General features: G+C 32.5%; 14 protein-coding genes. 2 read left to right on the top strand and 12 right to left on the bottom strand.

Translation table 11 applies throughout. The annotated features are described in order from the left end of the window. Nucleotides 1–391 precede the first annotated feature (391 nt). The 4 genes from AC0L3M_RS14825 to AC0L3M_RS14810 all read right to left on the bottom strand — a co-directional run bounded on the left by AC0L3M_RS14825 (nucleotide 392) and on the right by AC0L3M_RS14810 (nucleotide 3799). Nucleotides 392–1441 (bottom strand): hypothetical protein, encoded by a 1050-nt coding sequence (locus tag AC0L3M_RS14825; protein WP_473431252.1) that lies wholly within the window; start codon nucleotides 1439–1441, stop codon nucleotides 392–394. A 31-nt stretch (nucleotides 1442–1472) separates the two neighbouring features. Continuing rightward, nucleotides 1473–2195 (bottom strand): hypothetical protein, encoded by a 723-nt coding sequence (locus AC0L3M_RS14820; RefSeq protein ID WP_473431251.1) that lies wholly within the window; start codon nucleotides 2193–2195, stop codon nucleotides 1473–1475. Continuing rightward, complete coding sequence (locus tag AC0L3M_RS14815) at nucleotides 2182–2742, bottom strand: RNA polymerase sigma factor (RefSeq protein ID WP_292947109.1); 561 nt, start codon at nucleotides 2740–2742, stop codon at nucleotides 2182–2184. The genes AC0L3M_RS14820 and AC0L3M_RS14815 overlap by 14 nt, the downstream gene beginning before the upstream one ends. A gap of 79 nt (nucleotides 2743–2821) precedes the next feature. Further along, complete coding sequence (locus tag AC0L3M_RS14810) at nucleotides 2822–3799, bottom strand: polyprenyl synthetase family protein (protein WP_341587408.1); 978 nt, start codon at nucleotides 3797–3799, stop codon at nucleotides 2822–2824. A gap of 145 nt (nucleotides 3800–3944) precedes the next feature. Here AC0L3M_RS14810 and AC0L3M_RS14805 point away from each other — a divergent pair, with 145 nt between their 5' ends. Continuing rightward, on the top strand, nucleotides 3945–4904 hold the full coding sequence (locus AC0L3M_RS14805) for a T9SS type A sorting domain-containing protein (protein WP_473431250.1): 960 nt from the start codon (nucleotides 3945–3947) through the stop codon (nucleotides 4902–4904). A 77-nt stretch (nucleotides 4905–4981) separates the two neighbouring features. Here the strand turns inward: AC0L3M_RS14805 and rlmN are convergent, their stop codons facing one another. From rlmN to rsgA, 7 genes are all read right to left on the bottom strand, one after another. Next, a complete protein-coding gene (gene rlmN, locus AC0L3M_RS14800; protein ID WP_292947100.1) occupies nucleotides 4982–6022 on the bottom strand; it encodes a dual-specificity RNA methyltransferase RlmN in 1041 nt (346 codons plus the stop codon). Nucleotides 6023–6266: 244 nt separating this feature from the next. After that, complete coding sequence (queA, locus tag AC0L3M_RS14795) at nucleotides 6267–7316, bottom strand: tRNA preQ1(34) S-adenosylmethionine ribosyltransferase-isomerase QueA (protein WP_292947097.1); 1050 nt, start codon at nucleotides 7314–7316, stop codon at nucleotides 6267–6269. Between the two features lie 85 nt (nucleotides 7317–7401). After that, entirely contained in the window at nucleotides 7402–8634 is a 1233-nt protein-coding gene (locus tag AC0L3M_RS14790) for a 3-phosphoshikimate 1-carboxyvinyltransferase (RefSeq protein ID WP_473431249.1), read from the bottom strand. A 36-nt stretch (nucleotides 8635–8670) separates the two neighbouring features. Next, nucleotides 8671–8997 carry a nucleotide pyrophosphohydrolase gene (locus tag AC0L3M_RS14785; RefSeq protein ID WP_191099186.1) on the bottom strand — a complete coding sequence of 109 codons (327 nt, stop codon included), beginning with the start codon at nucleotides 8995–8997 and terminating at the stop codon, nucleotides 8671–8673. Nucleotides 8998–9121: 124 nt separating this feature from the next. Next, nucleotides 9122–10783, bottom strand: a complete 1662-nt coding sequence (locus AC0L3M_RS14780; RefSeq protein WP_473431248.1) for a DUF3857 domain-containing protein — start codon at nucleotides 10781–10783, stop codon at nucleotides 9122–9124. A gap of 516 nt (nucleotides 10784–11299) precedes the next feature. Beyond that, nucleotides 11300–11752: a D-aminoacyl-tRNA deacylase gene (dtd, locus tag AC0L3M_RS14775; protein WP_473431247.1), complete on the bottom strand. Its 453-nt coding sequence runs from the start codon at nucleotides 11750–11752 to the stop codon at nucleotides 11300–11302. Next, nucleotides 11753–12703 carry a ribosome small subunit-dependent GTPase A gene (gene rsgA, locus AC0L3M_RS14770; protein WP_473431246.1) on the bottom strand — a complete coding sequence of 317 codons (951 nt, stop codon included), beginning with the start codon at nucleotides 12701–12703 and terminating at the stop codon, nucleotides 11753–11755. Between the two features lie 112 nt (nucleotides 12704–12815). Between rsgA and AC0L3M_RS14765 the strand changes: the two genes are divergently transcribed. After that, complete coding sequence (locus tag AC0L3M_RS14765) at nucleotides 12816–13295, top strand: hypothetical protein (protein WP_339809137.1); 480 nt, start codon at nucleotides 12816–12818, stop codon at nucleotides 13293–13295. Between the two features lie 53 nt (nucleotides 13296–13348). On the opposite strand, the gene AC0L3M_RS14760 is transcribed toward AC0L3M_RS14765, so the two are convergent. Further along, nucleotides 13349–14431 carry a bifunctional 3-deoxy-7-phosphoheptulonate synthase/chorismate mutase type II gene (locus tag AC0L3M_RS14760; RefSeq protein ID WP_145006257.1) on the bottom strand — a complete coding sequence of 361 codons (1083 nt, stop codon included), beginning with the start codon at nucleotides 14429–14431 and terminating at the stop codon, nucleotides 13349–13351. Nucleotides 14432–14448 lie beyond the last annotated feature (17 nt).

The raw sequence follows: 14448 nt of genomic DNA, 5'->3' as shown, positions 1-14448 counted from the left end.
AAAACATAATATTTTTATTATGCTGTTATGTCAAAATAATTCTATCAAATCTGAATTTTTAGCTCACAAGTAGGCATGAAGCCAAACTGATGCTGGCTAGCAAATATTGTAGTGAAAGCGGAAGTTAGCTTTAAAATTCGGTCACTTAATCTGTAAGCTGCTTTTGAATATGACTTCCTAATTTCCAAAAGCCCGAACATAGAAACAGAGTTCAAGGTGTTCAGCTAATATGATGCAAATGAAATACTTTTTTTTAATTAAAAACTTTTTTTTGAAAAAAATAATATTTTTTTAAAGATTTGATAACATCAGTATTTACAACCCTTTTAACGCTAAAAAGCGTCTTTTTTAACAATAAAAAAAGACGCTTTTTAAAATAAATACTGTTTGTTTAATCTAAATCTACTCTAATACCTAAAGATAAGTTGTTTTGATCCACTATTTGGTTTTTAAATATTGGTGCCAAATCAAATTTAGCATACAAACTTAAATCCCCAAAACCTACATAAGCACTTACACCATAGGTAAATGTATTTGTATTATAGCCTCTTCTAATGGTTTCTTCGACACGCTCTCCATCGGATTTGTAATTTAGCTTTTGCACTGCTTTTCCATTAACACCAACGTATCCACCTAAACCTATTTTAAATTTATCGTAATTATTATAACGGACTCTACCATCTTCGTACACTTTTTTATCCCAAGGTCCAAATTCAAAATGCACAGGAACAACAAGACTGGTTGTTCTAAACTTAGCACGTTTTAAATCACCATCAAAACGTTGCAATGTGGTTTGATTACCTTCTTGCACAAAGTACATATCGTTTTTTATATCTAGTTTATTCCATTGTACTGAAAGCCCATATTTTAATCTTAAAAAGTTAGACTCTTTAAAGACTCGCGTATTCCATAGCCATCCTAATTCTACAAAACCAGAACCACCTAATTTATATGGCGAGTCACTTAAGCTAACACCATCAATAATTGCGTTATTAAAGCCCATTGCAAATAGTAATTGATTACCTGTGCGTATGTCTTGTTTTGGAGGTGTATGATTTGCTGTAACTCCGATTAACTCTTTATCTGATGCTCCAATTTTAATAGAAAAAACATTAACGTTTTCATCATCATCTTGCAGCTGCTTGTTTCGATCTAAAAACTCTAATCTATTAACAGCAATTGCGACTCTGTTTTCAATATTTAAAGCTCTTTTTTCTGCGACTTCTTTTTTCAAGCTTTCTGCTTCATCAAAAGTAATCTCATCCGCTTCCAATCTATCGTTAATTGCATCAATTTCAATTTTTAAAGCATCACGCTCTCCTGCAATAATCGCTTTTTTTAAGGTTTCAATTTTAGGAATTGTGTCATTTACTTGTGCGCTAATTTGGCTGACAGTAAATAAAATAATTAGATAAACTAAATGTTTAGTAATGGTTTGCATAATTGTTCGTTTTTTTTAATGATTAATTGATTTAAAAATCACGCTCTGCCACTGTTGTTTTTAATGTTTCGTAGCCTGATTTTACAGCATGAAACAGACGATTTTTTAGAGATTTTTCAGATTTCATCTCTACATCTTCCAACAATGAGTTAGCGTCAATTTTTTCTGGCTTATAAGTAGTGTAGTTGTTTTGCACATCTGAGTATGCTTCTTTTAATAATAGGTCAGCTTCAGATGTTATTGTTGTCGTTTGACCAGTATTATCAATAGGTTTTTGTGAATTATTAGCAGATGCTATAGTTACTTTATCTTCCGACTTAGTACTGTCATTTACAACCAAAACAGTATTAGATTTATCTGCTTCTACACTTTGTACTGTTGTTTTGTTTTTATTTGTTACCGCTTTATGTTTTGGTGTAACACTTACCTTATCAACGACTACTTCAGGACTTGTTATTGTTTTAGTTACTTTATTCTGCTTGTTAATTTGATTGATTTTACTTGGTAACAGTATTTCATTTTTAACCTCCTCAACAACTACATTAATTGGATCAGGATTGTCATTAAAAATAAAAATTGCCATAAATACACCTAGAAAAGTAGCTGCAATACTAAACCACCAAAACGGGAGTTTTCGTTTATTTTTTTGATTATCTAATTTCGTATCTAGTTGGCTCCAAGCTATTTTGCTTGGTGCAATTGTACGACGCTCTAGCGTGTCTTTTAATTGCTTTTCAAATTTATTTGGTGCCATATTCTTTAATATTTAATATCTTAATATTGTCCTGCAGCATTTTTCTTGCTTTAAATAATTGAGATTTTGACGTCCCAACGCTTATGTTTAAAAGTGTTGCAATCTCAGCATGTTTATAGCCTTCAATTGCGTACATTATAAAAACCATTTTATAACCCTCTGGCAAATTGTCTATTAATTCTTGAAGTTGTGCCACATCATATTGTTGCGATGCTTCATCTTGAATCTCGATGTGTTGATAATCTTCATCTACAAACTGAACCGTCTTTTTTTGTCTTAAAAAAGAGATAGCCTCTCTAACCATTATACGTCTAATCCAACCTTCAAAACTGCCTTCATGTTTAAAGGTTTTTAAATTAGTAAACACTTTTAAAAAACCATTTAACATGACCTCTTCTGCATGTTGCATATCCTTTATATAGTAACGACATACACTTAACATTTTAGGCGCATGCAACTCAAACAATACGTGTTGGGCTTCACGATTATTCTGAGCAGCTTTTTTAATTAGCTTAACTTCGTTATTAAATAAGGTAACGACTTTCACAAATAGTGTTGTTTAGTTTGGTCTTCTATTTATAAAGACGCAAAAGCTTTTAAGAAGGTTGCCTGAAGTATGAAAAAAATTATTTTTTTCTTTCTATGACATAATTCACCATTAACTCAAGCGAGTCTTTATATTCTGATTTAGGAAAATTATTTAGCAGTAATAATGCCTCTTCCTGAAATGCTTTCATTTTTGAAACAGCGTAATCCAATCCTCCATTGTCTTTTACAAATTGGATGACTTGATTAACCCGTTTTCTATCTGTGTTGTGATTTTTAACCGAATTGATTAACCACTTTTTGTCCTTTTTAGAACAATTGTTTAATACGTAAATTAAAGGTAAGGTCATTTTTTGTTCCTTGATATCAATACCAGTTGGTTTACCGATGCTTTGAGTACCATAATCAAACAAGTCATCTTTAATCTGAAATGCCATACCTATCAACTCTCCAAACTTACGCATACTTTCTACCTCAACAGAATTAGGTTTTACTGAAGCTGCTCCAAGACTACAACAAGCAGCAATAAGTGTAGCTGTTTTTTGTCTAATAATTTCATAATAAACAGCTTCTGTTATATCTAGTTTTCTAGCTTTTTCTATTTGAAGTAATTCGCCTTCACTCATCTCTCTTACAGCAATAGAAATGATTTTTAAAAGATCAAAATCATTATTATCTATTGATAGTAATAATCCTTTTGATAATAAAAAGTCACCAATTAAAACTGCTATTTTATTTTTCCATAGTGCATTTATAGAGAAAAAACCACGACGCTTATTACTATCATCCACGACATCATCATGCACTAATGTTGCTGTATGGATCAACTCTATGACAGATGCACCTCTATATGTCCTTTCACTAACCTCACCATTAGACACCATTTTTGCAACTAGAAACACAAACATTGGACGCATTTGTTTTCCTTTACGATTGACGATGTAATAGGTAATCCTATTTAACAGAGCAACTTTAGAAGACATGGCAAGCCTAAATTTTTGCTCAAAAAGATCCATCTCAAAAGCAATAGGCTGTTTTATTTGTTCTGTTATTTTCAAAATAATGGTGTAACTTTTAGTAATATCAAAAATACGAATAATCTAATGGACCTTAATATTAATAATTCGTAATTTTTATACTAATAGAGGCCAACTATTTAATTTTTAGTATATTTAATACGTAGTAATCCATAAAAACAAACACATGAAAAAAATTACATTTTTATTAATTATTTGTTTAACACTTACTAATTGGTCCTTTAGTCAATGTACTACACAAGGGTTTTATTGGCCTGATGACGATGTAAACATTGCTCCAGTACCTGGAGCACAAACCATTGCTACAAATAATTATGCAGACAACGAATACTCTACTATTACAGGAATTGTACCTGGAGAAACCTATACAGTAACAGCTGCTATGTACATTACTGTGACAGAAAGTGACGGAACAACAGTTATTAATCATGGTGCAAACTCTGTAACTTTTACAGCTGGTGCTGGTGTCACTAGCATTTACTGCTTTTGGACCGTCGATGCTGCTTGTACAGGTGGTGGGTTTACAGATATATTAACTGAGATAGAATGTACAACATGTACTTGTGCTGAAACCGCAATACCTGCTTGCACAACACCTATAGCTCCTGTTGATGGCGAGTTATACGCAGCTACCAATACCTCCACAGTAGATGGTACTCGTGAAGTTGCTTTTTCTTGGAATGCTATTCCTGGTGCACTTAGTTACCAAATAACTTTTGATGGTGTTGTTTTGGGAAGTACTCCAAATGCTGCTGTTAATATATATGGTTTAAGTTACGACACTACTTACACATGGTCTGTCACTCCAATTAATTGTTTTGGAACAGCTACTGGTTGTGCGACCTATACATTTACAACTGAGGATGCTTTATCTACTGATGAGTTTACATTAGATAATAATTTTAGCGTTTATCCTAATCCTGCTAGTGATGTTATAACTATTAAAACAAACTTAGCTATTGAATCTGTTGAAGTATACAACCAATTAGGACAACTGGTAATTAACAGAAAAGGTACAGATATTCTAGAAAACTCAATTAATGTAGCCTCTTTAAATAATGGTATTTACTTAATAACAATTAATACTCAAGACAAAAAGCAAACGCTTAAATTTGTTAAAGAATAATCTTGTTATAGTTATAAAAAAAAGCGACTTTCAATTGATTTGAAAGTCGCTTTTTTATGTTTAAACTATTTTTTAAACTATTCTTTATTTGCTAATTGCCCACATGCTGCGTCAATATCCTTACCTCTACTACGTCTAATAGTTACGGTTATGTTATTTTCTTCTAAAACGCTTTGATACATATCTATTGCTTGTGATCTTGCTTGCTGGAATTGACCATCGTCAATAGGATTGTATTCTATAATATTGACTTTGCTTGGTGCAAATTTGCAAAACTGCACTAATGCATCAACATCTTTGCGTTTGTCGTTAATCCCTTCCCAAACCACATACTCATAGGTGATGCGATTTTTTGTTTTCTCGTACCAATAGACTAATGCTTCTCTTAAATCTGCTAACGGAAATGTTGCATTAAAAGGCATTATAGATGTTCTTACCTCATCAATTGCTGAGTGTAGTGATACTGCTAATTTAAACTTAACCTCATCGTCTGCCATTTTTTTAATCATTTTTGGCACTCCTGATGTGGACACCACAATACGCTTTGGCGACATGCCTAATCCTTCTGGTGATGTTATTTTATCTATTGCTTTAAGTACGTTATTGTAGTTCATTAATGGTTCTCCCATTCCCATAAATACAATGTTACTTAATGGCCTGTCAAAGTATAATCTACTTTCTCTGTCAATTGCTACTACTTGATCGTAAATCTCGTCTGGATTTAGATTACGCATACGTTTTAATCGTGCTGTTGCACAAAATTTACAGTCCAAACTACAGCCTACTTGACTTGATACACAGGCTGTGGTCCTTGTTTTTGTAGGTATTAAAACCGACTCGACTATTAAGTCATCGTGTAATCGTACTGCATTTTTTACGGTACCATCACTACTACGCTGCATAACGTCTACTTTGATATGGTTTATAACAAAGTTATCTTCTAGCATTTGACGCGTGTCTTTGGACAGGTTGGTCATATCCTCAAAGGTGTGTGCACCTTTGCTCCATAGCCACTCGTATACTTGATTTCCTCTAAAGGCTTTATCGCCTTCTTTTTGGAAAAAGTCCCTAAGTTGGTCTTTGCTTAATGCGCGTATGTCTTTTTTCTTGATTTCCATTGGATTGCAAAAATAGTGAATCGTTTATTGATTTACGAATTACGATTGAGGATTTACTGTAGATTATTTTAAAACTGGTCTTTGGGTTGTGCATTAGCGATGGAGACATTTGTTGAAGCTCTTGCTTTTGCCTTAAAGCAAATGCAAAGCGACTGTCGAGAGCGCGACCCTTGGGTAATGCCATAAAAAAACCTCTTTTACTAATTAAAGCGAAAAGAGGTTTTAGTAGTTTATATTGATAGGATTAGATGATTAACATCGCGTCTCCATAACTGTAAAATTTGTATTTTTCTTTTACTGCTTCTTCGTATGCTTTTTTCATGAAGTCGTGTCCTGCAAATGCTGACACCATCATTAAAAGTGTTGATTTTGGCGTGTGAAAGTTAGTAATCATTGCGTTTGCGATGCTAAAGTCGTATGGTGGAAAGATAAATTTATTGGTCCATCCTTCTACTTCGTTTAGTGTTCCGCTTGATGATACTGAGCTTTCTATTGCACGCATTGCTGTTGTACCAACTGCGCAAATGCGACGTTTTTCTTTTTTAGCGTTATTGATAACCTCTACTGCTTTAGCTTCAATTTTAAGCTCTTCGCTATCCATTTTGTGTTTAGATAAATCTTCTACTTCTACTGGATTAAAAGTCCCTAAACCTACGTGTAAAGTTACTTCTGCAAAGTCTACACCTTTGATTTCTAAACGCTTTAATAAGTGCTTAGAAAAGTGAAGTCCTGCTGTTGGAGCTGCTACTGCACCTTCTTCTTTTGCGTAGATGGTTTGGTAACGGTCTTCGTCTTCTGGCTCTACTTCTCTTTTAATATATTTTGGTAAAGGTGTTTCTCCTAACTCTTGTAGTTTGATTCTAAACTCTTGGTATGATCCATCGTATAAAAAACGTAATGTACGTCCTCTAGATGTTGTGTTGTCAATAACCTCTGCTACTAACGTCTCGTCATCACCAAAATAAAGTTTGTTACCAATACGTATTTTACGTGCTGGATCTACTAATACGTCCCAAAGACGTTGTTCTTGGTTAAGCTCGCGTAATAAAAACACTTCGATTCTTGCTCCTGTTTTTTCTTTGTTACCAAATAAACGTGCAGGAAATACTTTGGTGTTGTTAAGAATCATCACATCTTTCTCGTCAAAATACTCGATTAAGTCTTTAAACATTTTGTGTTCGATGGTTTGCTCTTTTCGGTTTAATACCATCAAACGAGACTCGTCTCTGTTTTCTGCAGGATATTCTGCTAATAGCTCTTCAGGTAATTCAAAATTGAAGTGTGATAATTTCATTTATTAATTAGTTGTTAAGTTAACAAGATTGCAAATATACAATCTGGAGATAGGCGTTGTCAAGTAAATGACCAATTATTATTTATTAAACACTAAAAATGAAGCCTAAAGCAGCCAAATCGTCCCAAAACGTTGGGTAAGATTTAGAGACTACTTTTGAGTCTTCTATAATTATTGGCACTTTTAAGGCTAATGGTGCAAATGCCATAGCCATCCTGTGATCGTTATAGGTTGCTATTGTAACATTTTGATGTCTATTAGTCGCTTTTTTTAATGTTAAGCTATTGTCTGTAATAGTTACTTGGCCTCCTAGTTTTTCAATTTCGGTTTTTAAGGCGACTAAGCGGTCAGTTTCTTTAATTTTTAGTGTATGTAATCCTGTTAAATGACAGTCTAACCCTAGTCCAAAAGCTGTAACCGAAATAGTTTGTGCTATGTCTGGTGCATTTTTTAAATCGAAATTAATTATCGTATCTGATGATGTAGCTTCGGTTTTTTGAAGGACAACTGTATTATTTTTAAAGGTTGTGGTCACACCAAATGCGTTATATATTGTCGCTAAAGCGGAATCTCCTTGCAGGCTATTTTGCTTATATGATGATAACGAAATTGTTGTACCTATTGCAGACATTGCTACTATACTATAAAAATAGGATGCTGATGACCAATCACTTTCTACGGTTAATTGTTGCGTTTTATTAGCTAGTTGCTGTTGTGGGTAAATGGTAATTACATTATCCTGAAACTTTGTTTTTGTACCGATTTCTTCCAATAAGCTTAACGTCATTTTAATATATGGTACAGATGTGATATCGCCTTCAAGGGTTAATTCTAATCCGTTTTCTAATTTTGAAGCCACTAATAAAAGTGCTGATATATACTGACTACTTACATTAGCTTTAAGCGTAACTTTATTTTTAGTTAACTTTTTACCAGTAATTAATAATGGTGGAAACCCTTGGTTTTCTTTATAAGTAATCTGAGCTCCTAATTGATTTAAGGCATCAACCAAAATAGCAATAGGACGTTCTTTCATGCGCTTAGATCCTGTAAGCTCTATTGTTCTGCCTTCTTGTGTTGAAAAATATGCTGTTAAAAATCGCATCGCTGTTCCAGCGTGATGTATGTCTATAACAGTGTCTTTTGACGCTAAAGCTTTAGCCATTAATACCGAATCGTCACTGTTTGAAATATTATTTATTTTAATTTCGGGATATAAAGCTTGCAACAATAACAGTCTATTAGATTCGCTTTTTGACCCAGTAATTTGGATAGCGTTTGTTTGATGTATTGTTGATTGGTGTAAATGTAAATTCATATGTAAAGGATTTCTGTAATAACAGAAATTAGTACTTTATTTTAATTTTTGATTGTTGTGATGTCTGTCGTGATCACGCTTAGTTTTAAGGTCTAACTTTTTATCAAAAGCTTCCTGAAGATTTATTCCTGTTTGGTTTGCCAAACACAATACTACAAACATAACATCTGCCAGCTCTTCTCCTAAATCTTTATTTTTATCAGATTCTTTTTCGCTTTGTTCACCATAGCGTCTAGCTATAATACGTGCAACTTCACCAACCTCTTCTGTTAATTGAGCCATATTGGTAAGCTCGTTAAAATAACGAACACCATGATTTTTAATCCAATTATCTACCTCTAGCTGTGCATTTTTAATGTCCATTTTTAAACTGTTTTAAGTACTGTTTTTTCAATTTATAAATTTACTACTATTTGAATAGTGTAACTAGTTTGTTTTACTAAATATGTATAACGAAATACGTTTTTATAATTACTGGTTTTATGCTTTAAATAGTTTGTAATACTATTTTTGAAGCATCGTGCTTAGCTACTTCAGCTCTAAACAATCTATAGGCTTTATAGTCTTCTTTACTGAAATCTCCTTTATTTATTATTAACGTTCTGTTGTACACTAAGGTGTTTTTATTAGTTTTTGTAATAGAAAATTGATATGATCCAAACTTGTTTTTTATAGTAACATCCTCTTGTAGCGCTTCAATTTTTAAATTTTCAGGCAATATTATTGTGTATTGATCAGTATCTATAAACCCTCTATTAATTTTAAACGGTAATTTACGATTAGCATATTTTGGAGGTATATTTTTTGATTTATTAAATAAATTGGGTTCAAACAATAATCTGTTACCTACTTTTTTAGCATAGTTTTTGGCATTTAAAGCAATTTGCTCTTCAAACTCAATATTATCTTTGTTGTTATTAAATAACAAATTAGTTATTTGAATATTATTAATACCATCAAAATAATCTTTATAATCTAGTATATTTTCTTTTTCGGTTTGCGCTTCTAACCTTTTATATTTAGAATATTGCGTGCCTTTAGATTTAATGTTTATTTCAGCATTAATACTTCCGCTATTATCTAAATTAACCGTCGCATGAGTCACTTGAGAATTGTCATTGGTTTCATAGGCTTTGGTATGTACTATTTGACCTCCTGTTGGTGTAACTATAAGCACATCTCTGTCATCCGTAAAATTAGCATTATAACCAAACGGAACGGTTTGATCTGTACACTCTAAAGTAATATAACTATTATTATCTGGAATGGATAAAATAGCATGATTACCTTGCAAGGATGAGAAAGAAGTATCTATATCTCTTATATCTGAGTCACCATAAACAATGGTGTAATAGGACTGCACACCAACAACATCTAACAATGCCTTAGTGTAATTGGACAATCCTTTGCAATCTCCATAACCCAACCTATCTACGTCACTTGCCAACATAGGCTTCCAGCCTCCAATACCTATTTGAACACTAATATAGCGTGTTTTGTTTTGCATATAATTGTATACAATTTTGGCTTTTTCTAAAGGCGTTTTTGCGTCTGCAGTAAGATTTAAAATTTCTAATTTTACTGTTTCTGGTAACTCTTGGGTTCCTGCAATTAACTTATCATTAATCCATTTTCCAAACTCACTCCAATCTGTATTTTCGCCTTCTACACTTTCCATACTAAACTGTTTTAGTGCAAATTTAACAGAGGGAACTGTTTCTGTAAACGATGGACTATAAGCCTCATAGTTTATAGCTGGAATGTTTTTAGCTTCATAGTAGAATTCAGACTTTTTTTCAATTTTAAAACTATCTAAGTTTGTTTCTTTATAGCTTAATTGTATCTCAGAATTATTAATGATTTTTACCGATGATTGTTCTGTACTTAAGTGATAGCCTTCTATTGGATACCATTGTGGTAAAAATGCAGTATTTGTTGATACTGTTTCTAAGTTAAAAACAATAGTATATGGATAAGCGCTTGGTGTATAATCTATACGTTTGGCTCTATTATCATTAAAAATTGAAATACCATCTGCTACACTTACATCCAAAAAATCTCTTTTTTTGTACTTTTTAACCTCTTTTCCAAAAGCATCATATATTACAGCCTCTAGTGTTTTTATGGATTTAGAATCGTCATAATACACATAAGCACCTTCGTGTTTTTGACCATATTTATTAAGGACAGTAACAGCACGTTTCTGGTTTGTAATTAGCTTATCCTTAGCGTCAATAGTTATTTCGGTATGACTAGATCTAATAATTGCATTGGCATTTTTTTTAAATCCGAATCAATTAGAAGTGCTTGATATGTATCCTGAGCAAAAGTATTTATGGAGACAAAAAGTATCAAAAAAATACTTTTAAATAGTGTAGTTGTAGACATTTAAAATAATTAAACTCTAATATATAAAATTTGTAGAAAATGTAAAACAATGACTTGAATAAATCCTGTAATTACGCTTACTTTATTACTTAGCTTTTGTTTTAAAAATCAGTGGTCTAACTAAAGTTTCAAATAAACCCATAGCCACTCCAAAAAAGATAGACATATTAATTATTTGATTATTTGTATAATCAGATGTTACAAAATAATTAATTAGATATCCTAAAACACCATAAAACAATGCTGCTACAAAAAATGTGATTACCTTTTTTTCATGCTACTCTTTGTTTTTAGAATCTATAATGATAGTTACTGGACCATCATTTAGCAACTCCACTTTCATGTCTGCCCCAAACTGACCTGTTTGTACAGGTTTATCTAAAACAGATTGTAATTGCTTTACAAAAGCTTCATACAAAGGGATTGCAATATCAGGTTTTGCTGCCTTGATATAACTTGGTCTATTTCCTTTTTTGGTACTTGCATGTAGTGTAAATTGGCTTACAACCAACGCCTCACCATTTATGTCTATTAATGATCTATTCATGACTTGATTGTCATCATTAAATATGCGACAATTAGCAATTTTGTTGACTAACCAATCAATATCATCTTGCGTATCTTGCTCTACAATCCCAAGTAAAATTAGTAGTCCACTGTTAATATTAGCTACTAAATCACCTTCAATAGTTACGCTTGCTTTACTAACTCTTTGAATGACTGCTTTCATTTATTCTTGATTCCAGATATCGGTTCTGTAATGTTCCTCGTCTCCTTCTACAATTTGCACATAACTTTTATATCGTGATACTGCGATTTCATCTTTTTCTAAAGCATCTTTAACAGCACATTTAGGTTCTTCGATATGTAAACAGTTATTAAACTTACAATCTTGTTTTAAGGCAAAAAATTCTGGAAAATAGTCTCCAATTTCTTCTTTTTCCATATCTACCACACCAAACCCTTTAATTCCTGGTGTATCTATAATTTTAGCATCAAAACTTAAGTCAAACATCTCTGCAAAAGTTGTAGTGTGTTGACCTTGCATGTGTTGCATGGATATGGCTTTAGTTTTTAGGTCTAAAGCTGGCTCTATGGCATTGACCAATGTTGATTTTCCAACGCCAGAATGACCAGTAAACATACTTACCTTCCCTTCCATTAAGCCTTTAACTTGCTCTAGATTTTTTCCGGTCGTAGCCGAAATACCTATACATTCATAACCAATTTGACGGTATACATGAGCTAAATACCTTACCTCATCTAAAGTCTCTTGATCGTAAGTATCAATTTTATTAAATAATAAAACTGCTTTAATATCATAAGCCTCTGCTGTTACTAAAAACCGATCTATAAAACTCGTAAATGTTGGTGGATTATCAATAGTAACTAATAAAAACACTTGGTCAATATTTGACGCAATAATGTGTGTTTGTTTGGATAGATTTACGGATTTACGGACAATATAGTTTTGCCTGTCATGAATGGTGTTAATTACACCTGTTTCTTGATCAGATTTTGTATCTAATTCAAAGTCCACAAAGTCTCCAACAGCAATTGGATTTGTGCTTTTAATTCCTTTAAGTCTAAACTTACCTTTAATTCTACACTCGTAAGTTTGACCTAATTGGGTCTTTACTGTGTACCAGCTACCTGTGGATTTGTATACGCGTCCTGTCATTATTACAAATATGAAAATTATTATGGTCTATTCCAACAAAAATCAGTACCAAATAGCATCCTTTGTCGGTTTAAAATTTTTATTAACTTCGTGTCTTAACATAAATTATATCATGAAAAAAAACTATTTATTTATCGCATTAGCCATTGTTGGCTTTATTTCTTTCTCATTTATTACTAAATCTGACAAAAGTGGTCAGGTAGAGTATAAGGTTGTGACTGTTGTAGAATCTATTGTACCTAATGGTTTAGGTCGTTCTAGAATGATATCTGCAAATGAAACTAAAGATTACAAAGAATTTACAACTGTGCGCTCTGATGATAAAGATTCTGATGAAAAAAACAAATCTAAAAGAAATGAAATCAGAGTTAAAAATTATGACGAAACTAAGTTATTAAACTTTTATAATTTAGGTGGAATTAGATTTCAAAATATAGCTGCTAACGATGCTGTTATGACATCAAAAGTTAATGACATGGTAGCACAAGGATGGGAATTAGCCTTCATAAACACTGGTGTTGAAAGTGAAGGTGGAAAAGGAGATGGTAAAGGTATATTTATTACACGATACACTTTTAAAAGAAGTCTTTAAAAACAAATATTAAAAAAAGCCTCTTAAATTTAAGAGGCTTTTTTAATAATAAATTATCCTTTTATGATTTTTTCTTGATGATTAATAGACTCTTGGTGAATAGCTTTAAACATTTTTAAAATAAACTCTTCACTTAAACCTTTAGACTCACCTTCTAAAACCATTTTTCCTAAAATCTCATTCCAACGTTTGCTTTGTAAAACCGCAACATTTTTCTCCTTTTTAAGACCTCCAATTCCGTCAGCAATTTTCATACGCTTACCTAAAGCTTCGATAATTTGATTATCTACAACGTCTATTTGTGCTCTTAGGTTAGTTAACTCTTGATTGTATTCTGCTTCTGGATCAGACTCTTTTCTAATCTTTAAATCTACCATCATTTGAATTAATGATGTAGGTGTAACTTGCTGTGCAGCATCACTCCATGCGTTATCAGGATCTGTATGCGTTTCAATCATTAATCCATCAAAATTTAAATCTAATGCTGTTTGAGAGACATCAAAAACCATATCACGTTTTCCAGTAATATGCGACGGATCGTTTATTAATGGTAAATCTGGAAATCTGTTTTGAAACTCGATAGCAATTTGCCATTCTGGAATGTTTCTATATTTAGTTTTCTCGTAAGTAGAAAATCCTCTATGGATAGCACCTAAGTTTTTAATACCTGCAGTATATAACCTTTCAATACCACCTAACCATAACGCTAAATCTGGATTTACTGGATTTTTAACCAACACAATTTTATCTGTTCCGGCTAATGCATCTGCTAATTCTTGCATGATAAATGGACTAACTGTAGATCGTGCACCAATCCAAAGTAAATCAACATCATTTTCGATAGCCAATTTTACGTGTGCAGCATTAGCAACTTCAGTACAGGTTTTCATGCCTGTTTCTTCTTTTACTTTTTTAAGCCAATTTAAACCTAAAGCACCAACACCTTCAAACATTCCTGGTCTAGTACGTGGTTTCCATATACCTGCTCTAAAATAGCTAACGTCAGTATCTTTTAGCTCGTGTGCTATTTTTAATACTTGCTCTTCTGTCTCTGCACTACATGGTCCAGCGATTACTAATGGATGATCTAACTTCATGTCATCCAACCAGTTTCTCATTTCTTTTTTATTTTCCATAATCTTCTAATCTAAAG

The sequence above is a fragment of the Olleya sp. KJ81-1 genome (assembly GCF_055808135.1).
This window is presented reverse-complemented; position numbering and strand designations above follow the sequence as displayed.

What these genes read in the sequence shown, in the direction of transcription:
- AC0L3M_RS14825 (WP_473431252.1), bottom strand. Translation starts at nt 1,441, where the DNA reads ATGCAAACCATTACTAAACATTTAGTTTATCTAATTATTTTATTTACT.
- AC0L3M_RS14820 (WP_473431251.1), bottom strand. Translation starts at nt 2,195, where the DNA reads ATGGCACCAAATAAATTTGAAAAGCAATTAAAAGACACGCTAGAGCGT.
- AC0L3M_RS14805 (WP_473431250.1), top strand. Translation starts at nt 3,945, where the DNA reads ATGAAAAAAATTACATTTTTATTAATTATTTGTTTAACACTTACTAAT.
- rlmN (WP_292947100.1), bottom strand. Translation starts at nt 6,022, where the DNA reads ATGGAAATCAAGAAAAAAGACATACGCGCATTAAGCAAAGACCAACTT.
- queA (WP_292947097.1), bottom strand. Translation starts at nt 7,316, where the DNA reads ATGAAATTATCACACTTCAATTTTGAATTACCTGAAGAGCTATTAGCA.
- AC0L3M_RS14790 (WP_473431249.1), bottom strand. Translation starts at nt 8,634, where the DNA reads ATGAATTTACATTTACACCAATCAACAATACATCAAACAAACGCTATC.
- AC0L3M_RS14785 (WP_191099186.1), bottom strand. Translation starts at nt 8,997, where the DNA reads ATGGACATTAAAAATGCACAGCTAGAGGTAGATAATTGGATTAAAAAT.
- dtd (WP_473431247.1), bottom strand. Translation starts at nt 11,752, where the DNA reads ATGAAAGCAGTCATTCAAAGAGTTAGTAAAGCAAGCGTAACTATTGAA.
- rsgA (WP_473431246.1), bottom strand. Translation starts at nt 12,703, where the DNA reads ATGACAGGACGCGTATACAAATCCACAGGTAGCTGGTACACAGTAAAG.
- AC0L3M_RS14765 (WP_339809137.1), top strand. Translation starts at nt 12,816, where the DNA reads ATGAAAAAAAACTATTTATTTATCGCATTAGCCATTGTTGGCTTTATT.
- AC0L3M_RS14760 (WP_145006257.1), bottom strand. Translation starts at nt 14,431, where the DNA reads ATGGAAAATAAAAAAGAAATGAGAAACTGGTTGGATGACATGAAGTTA.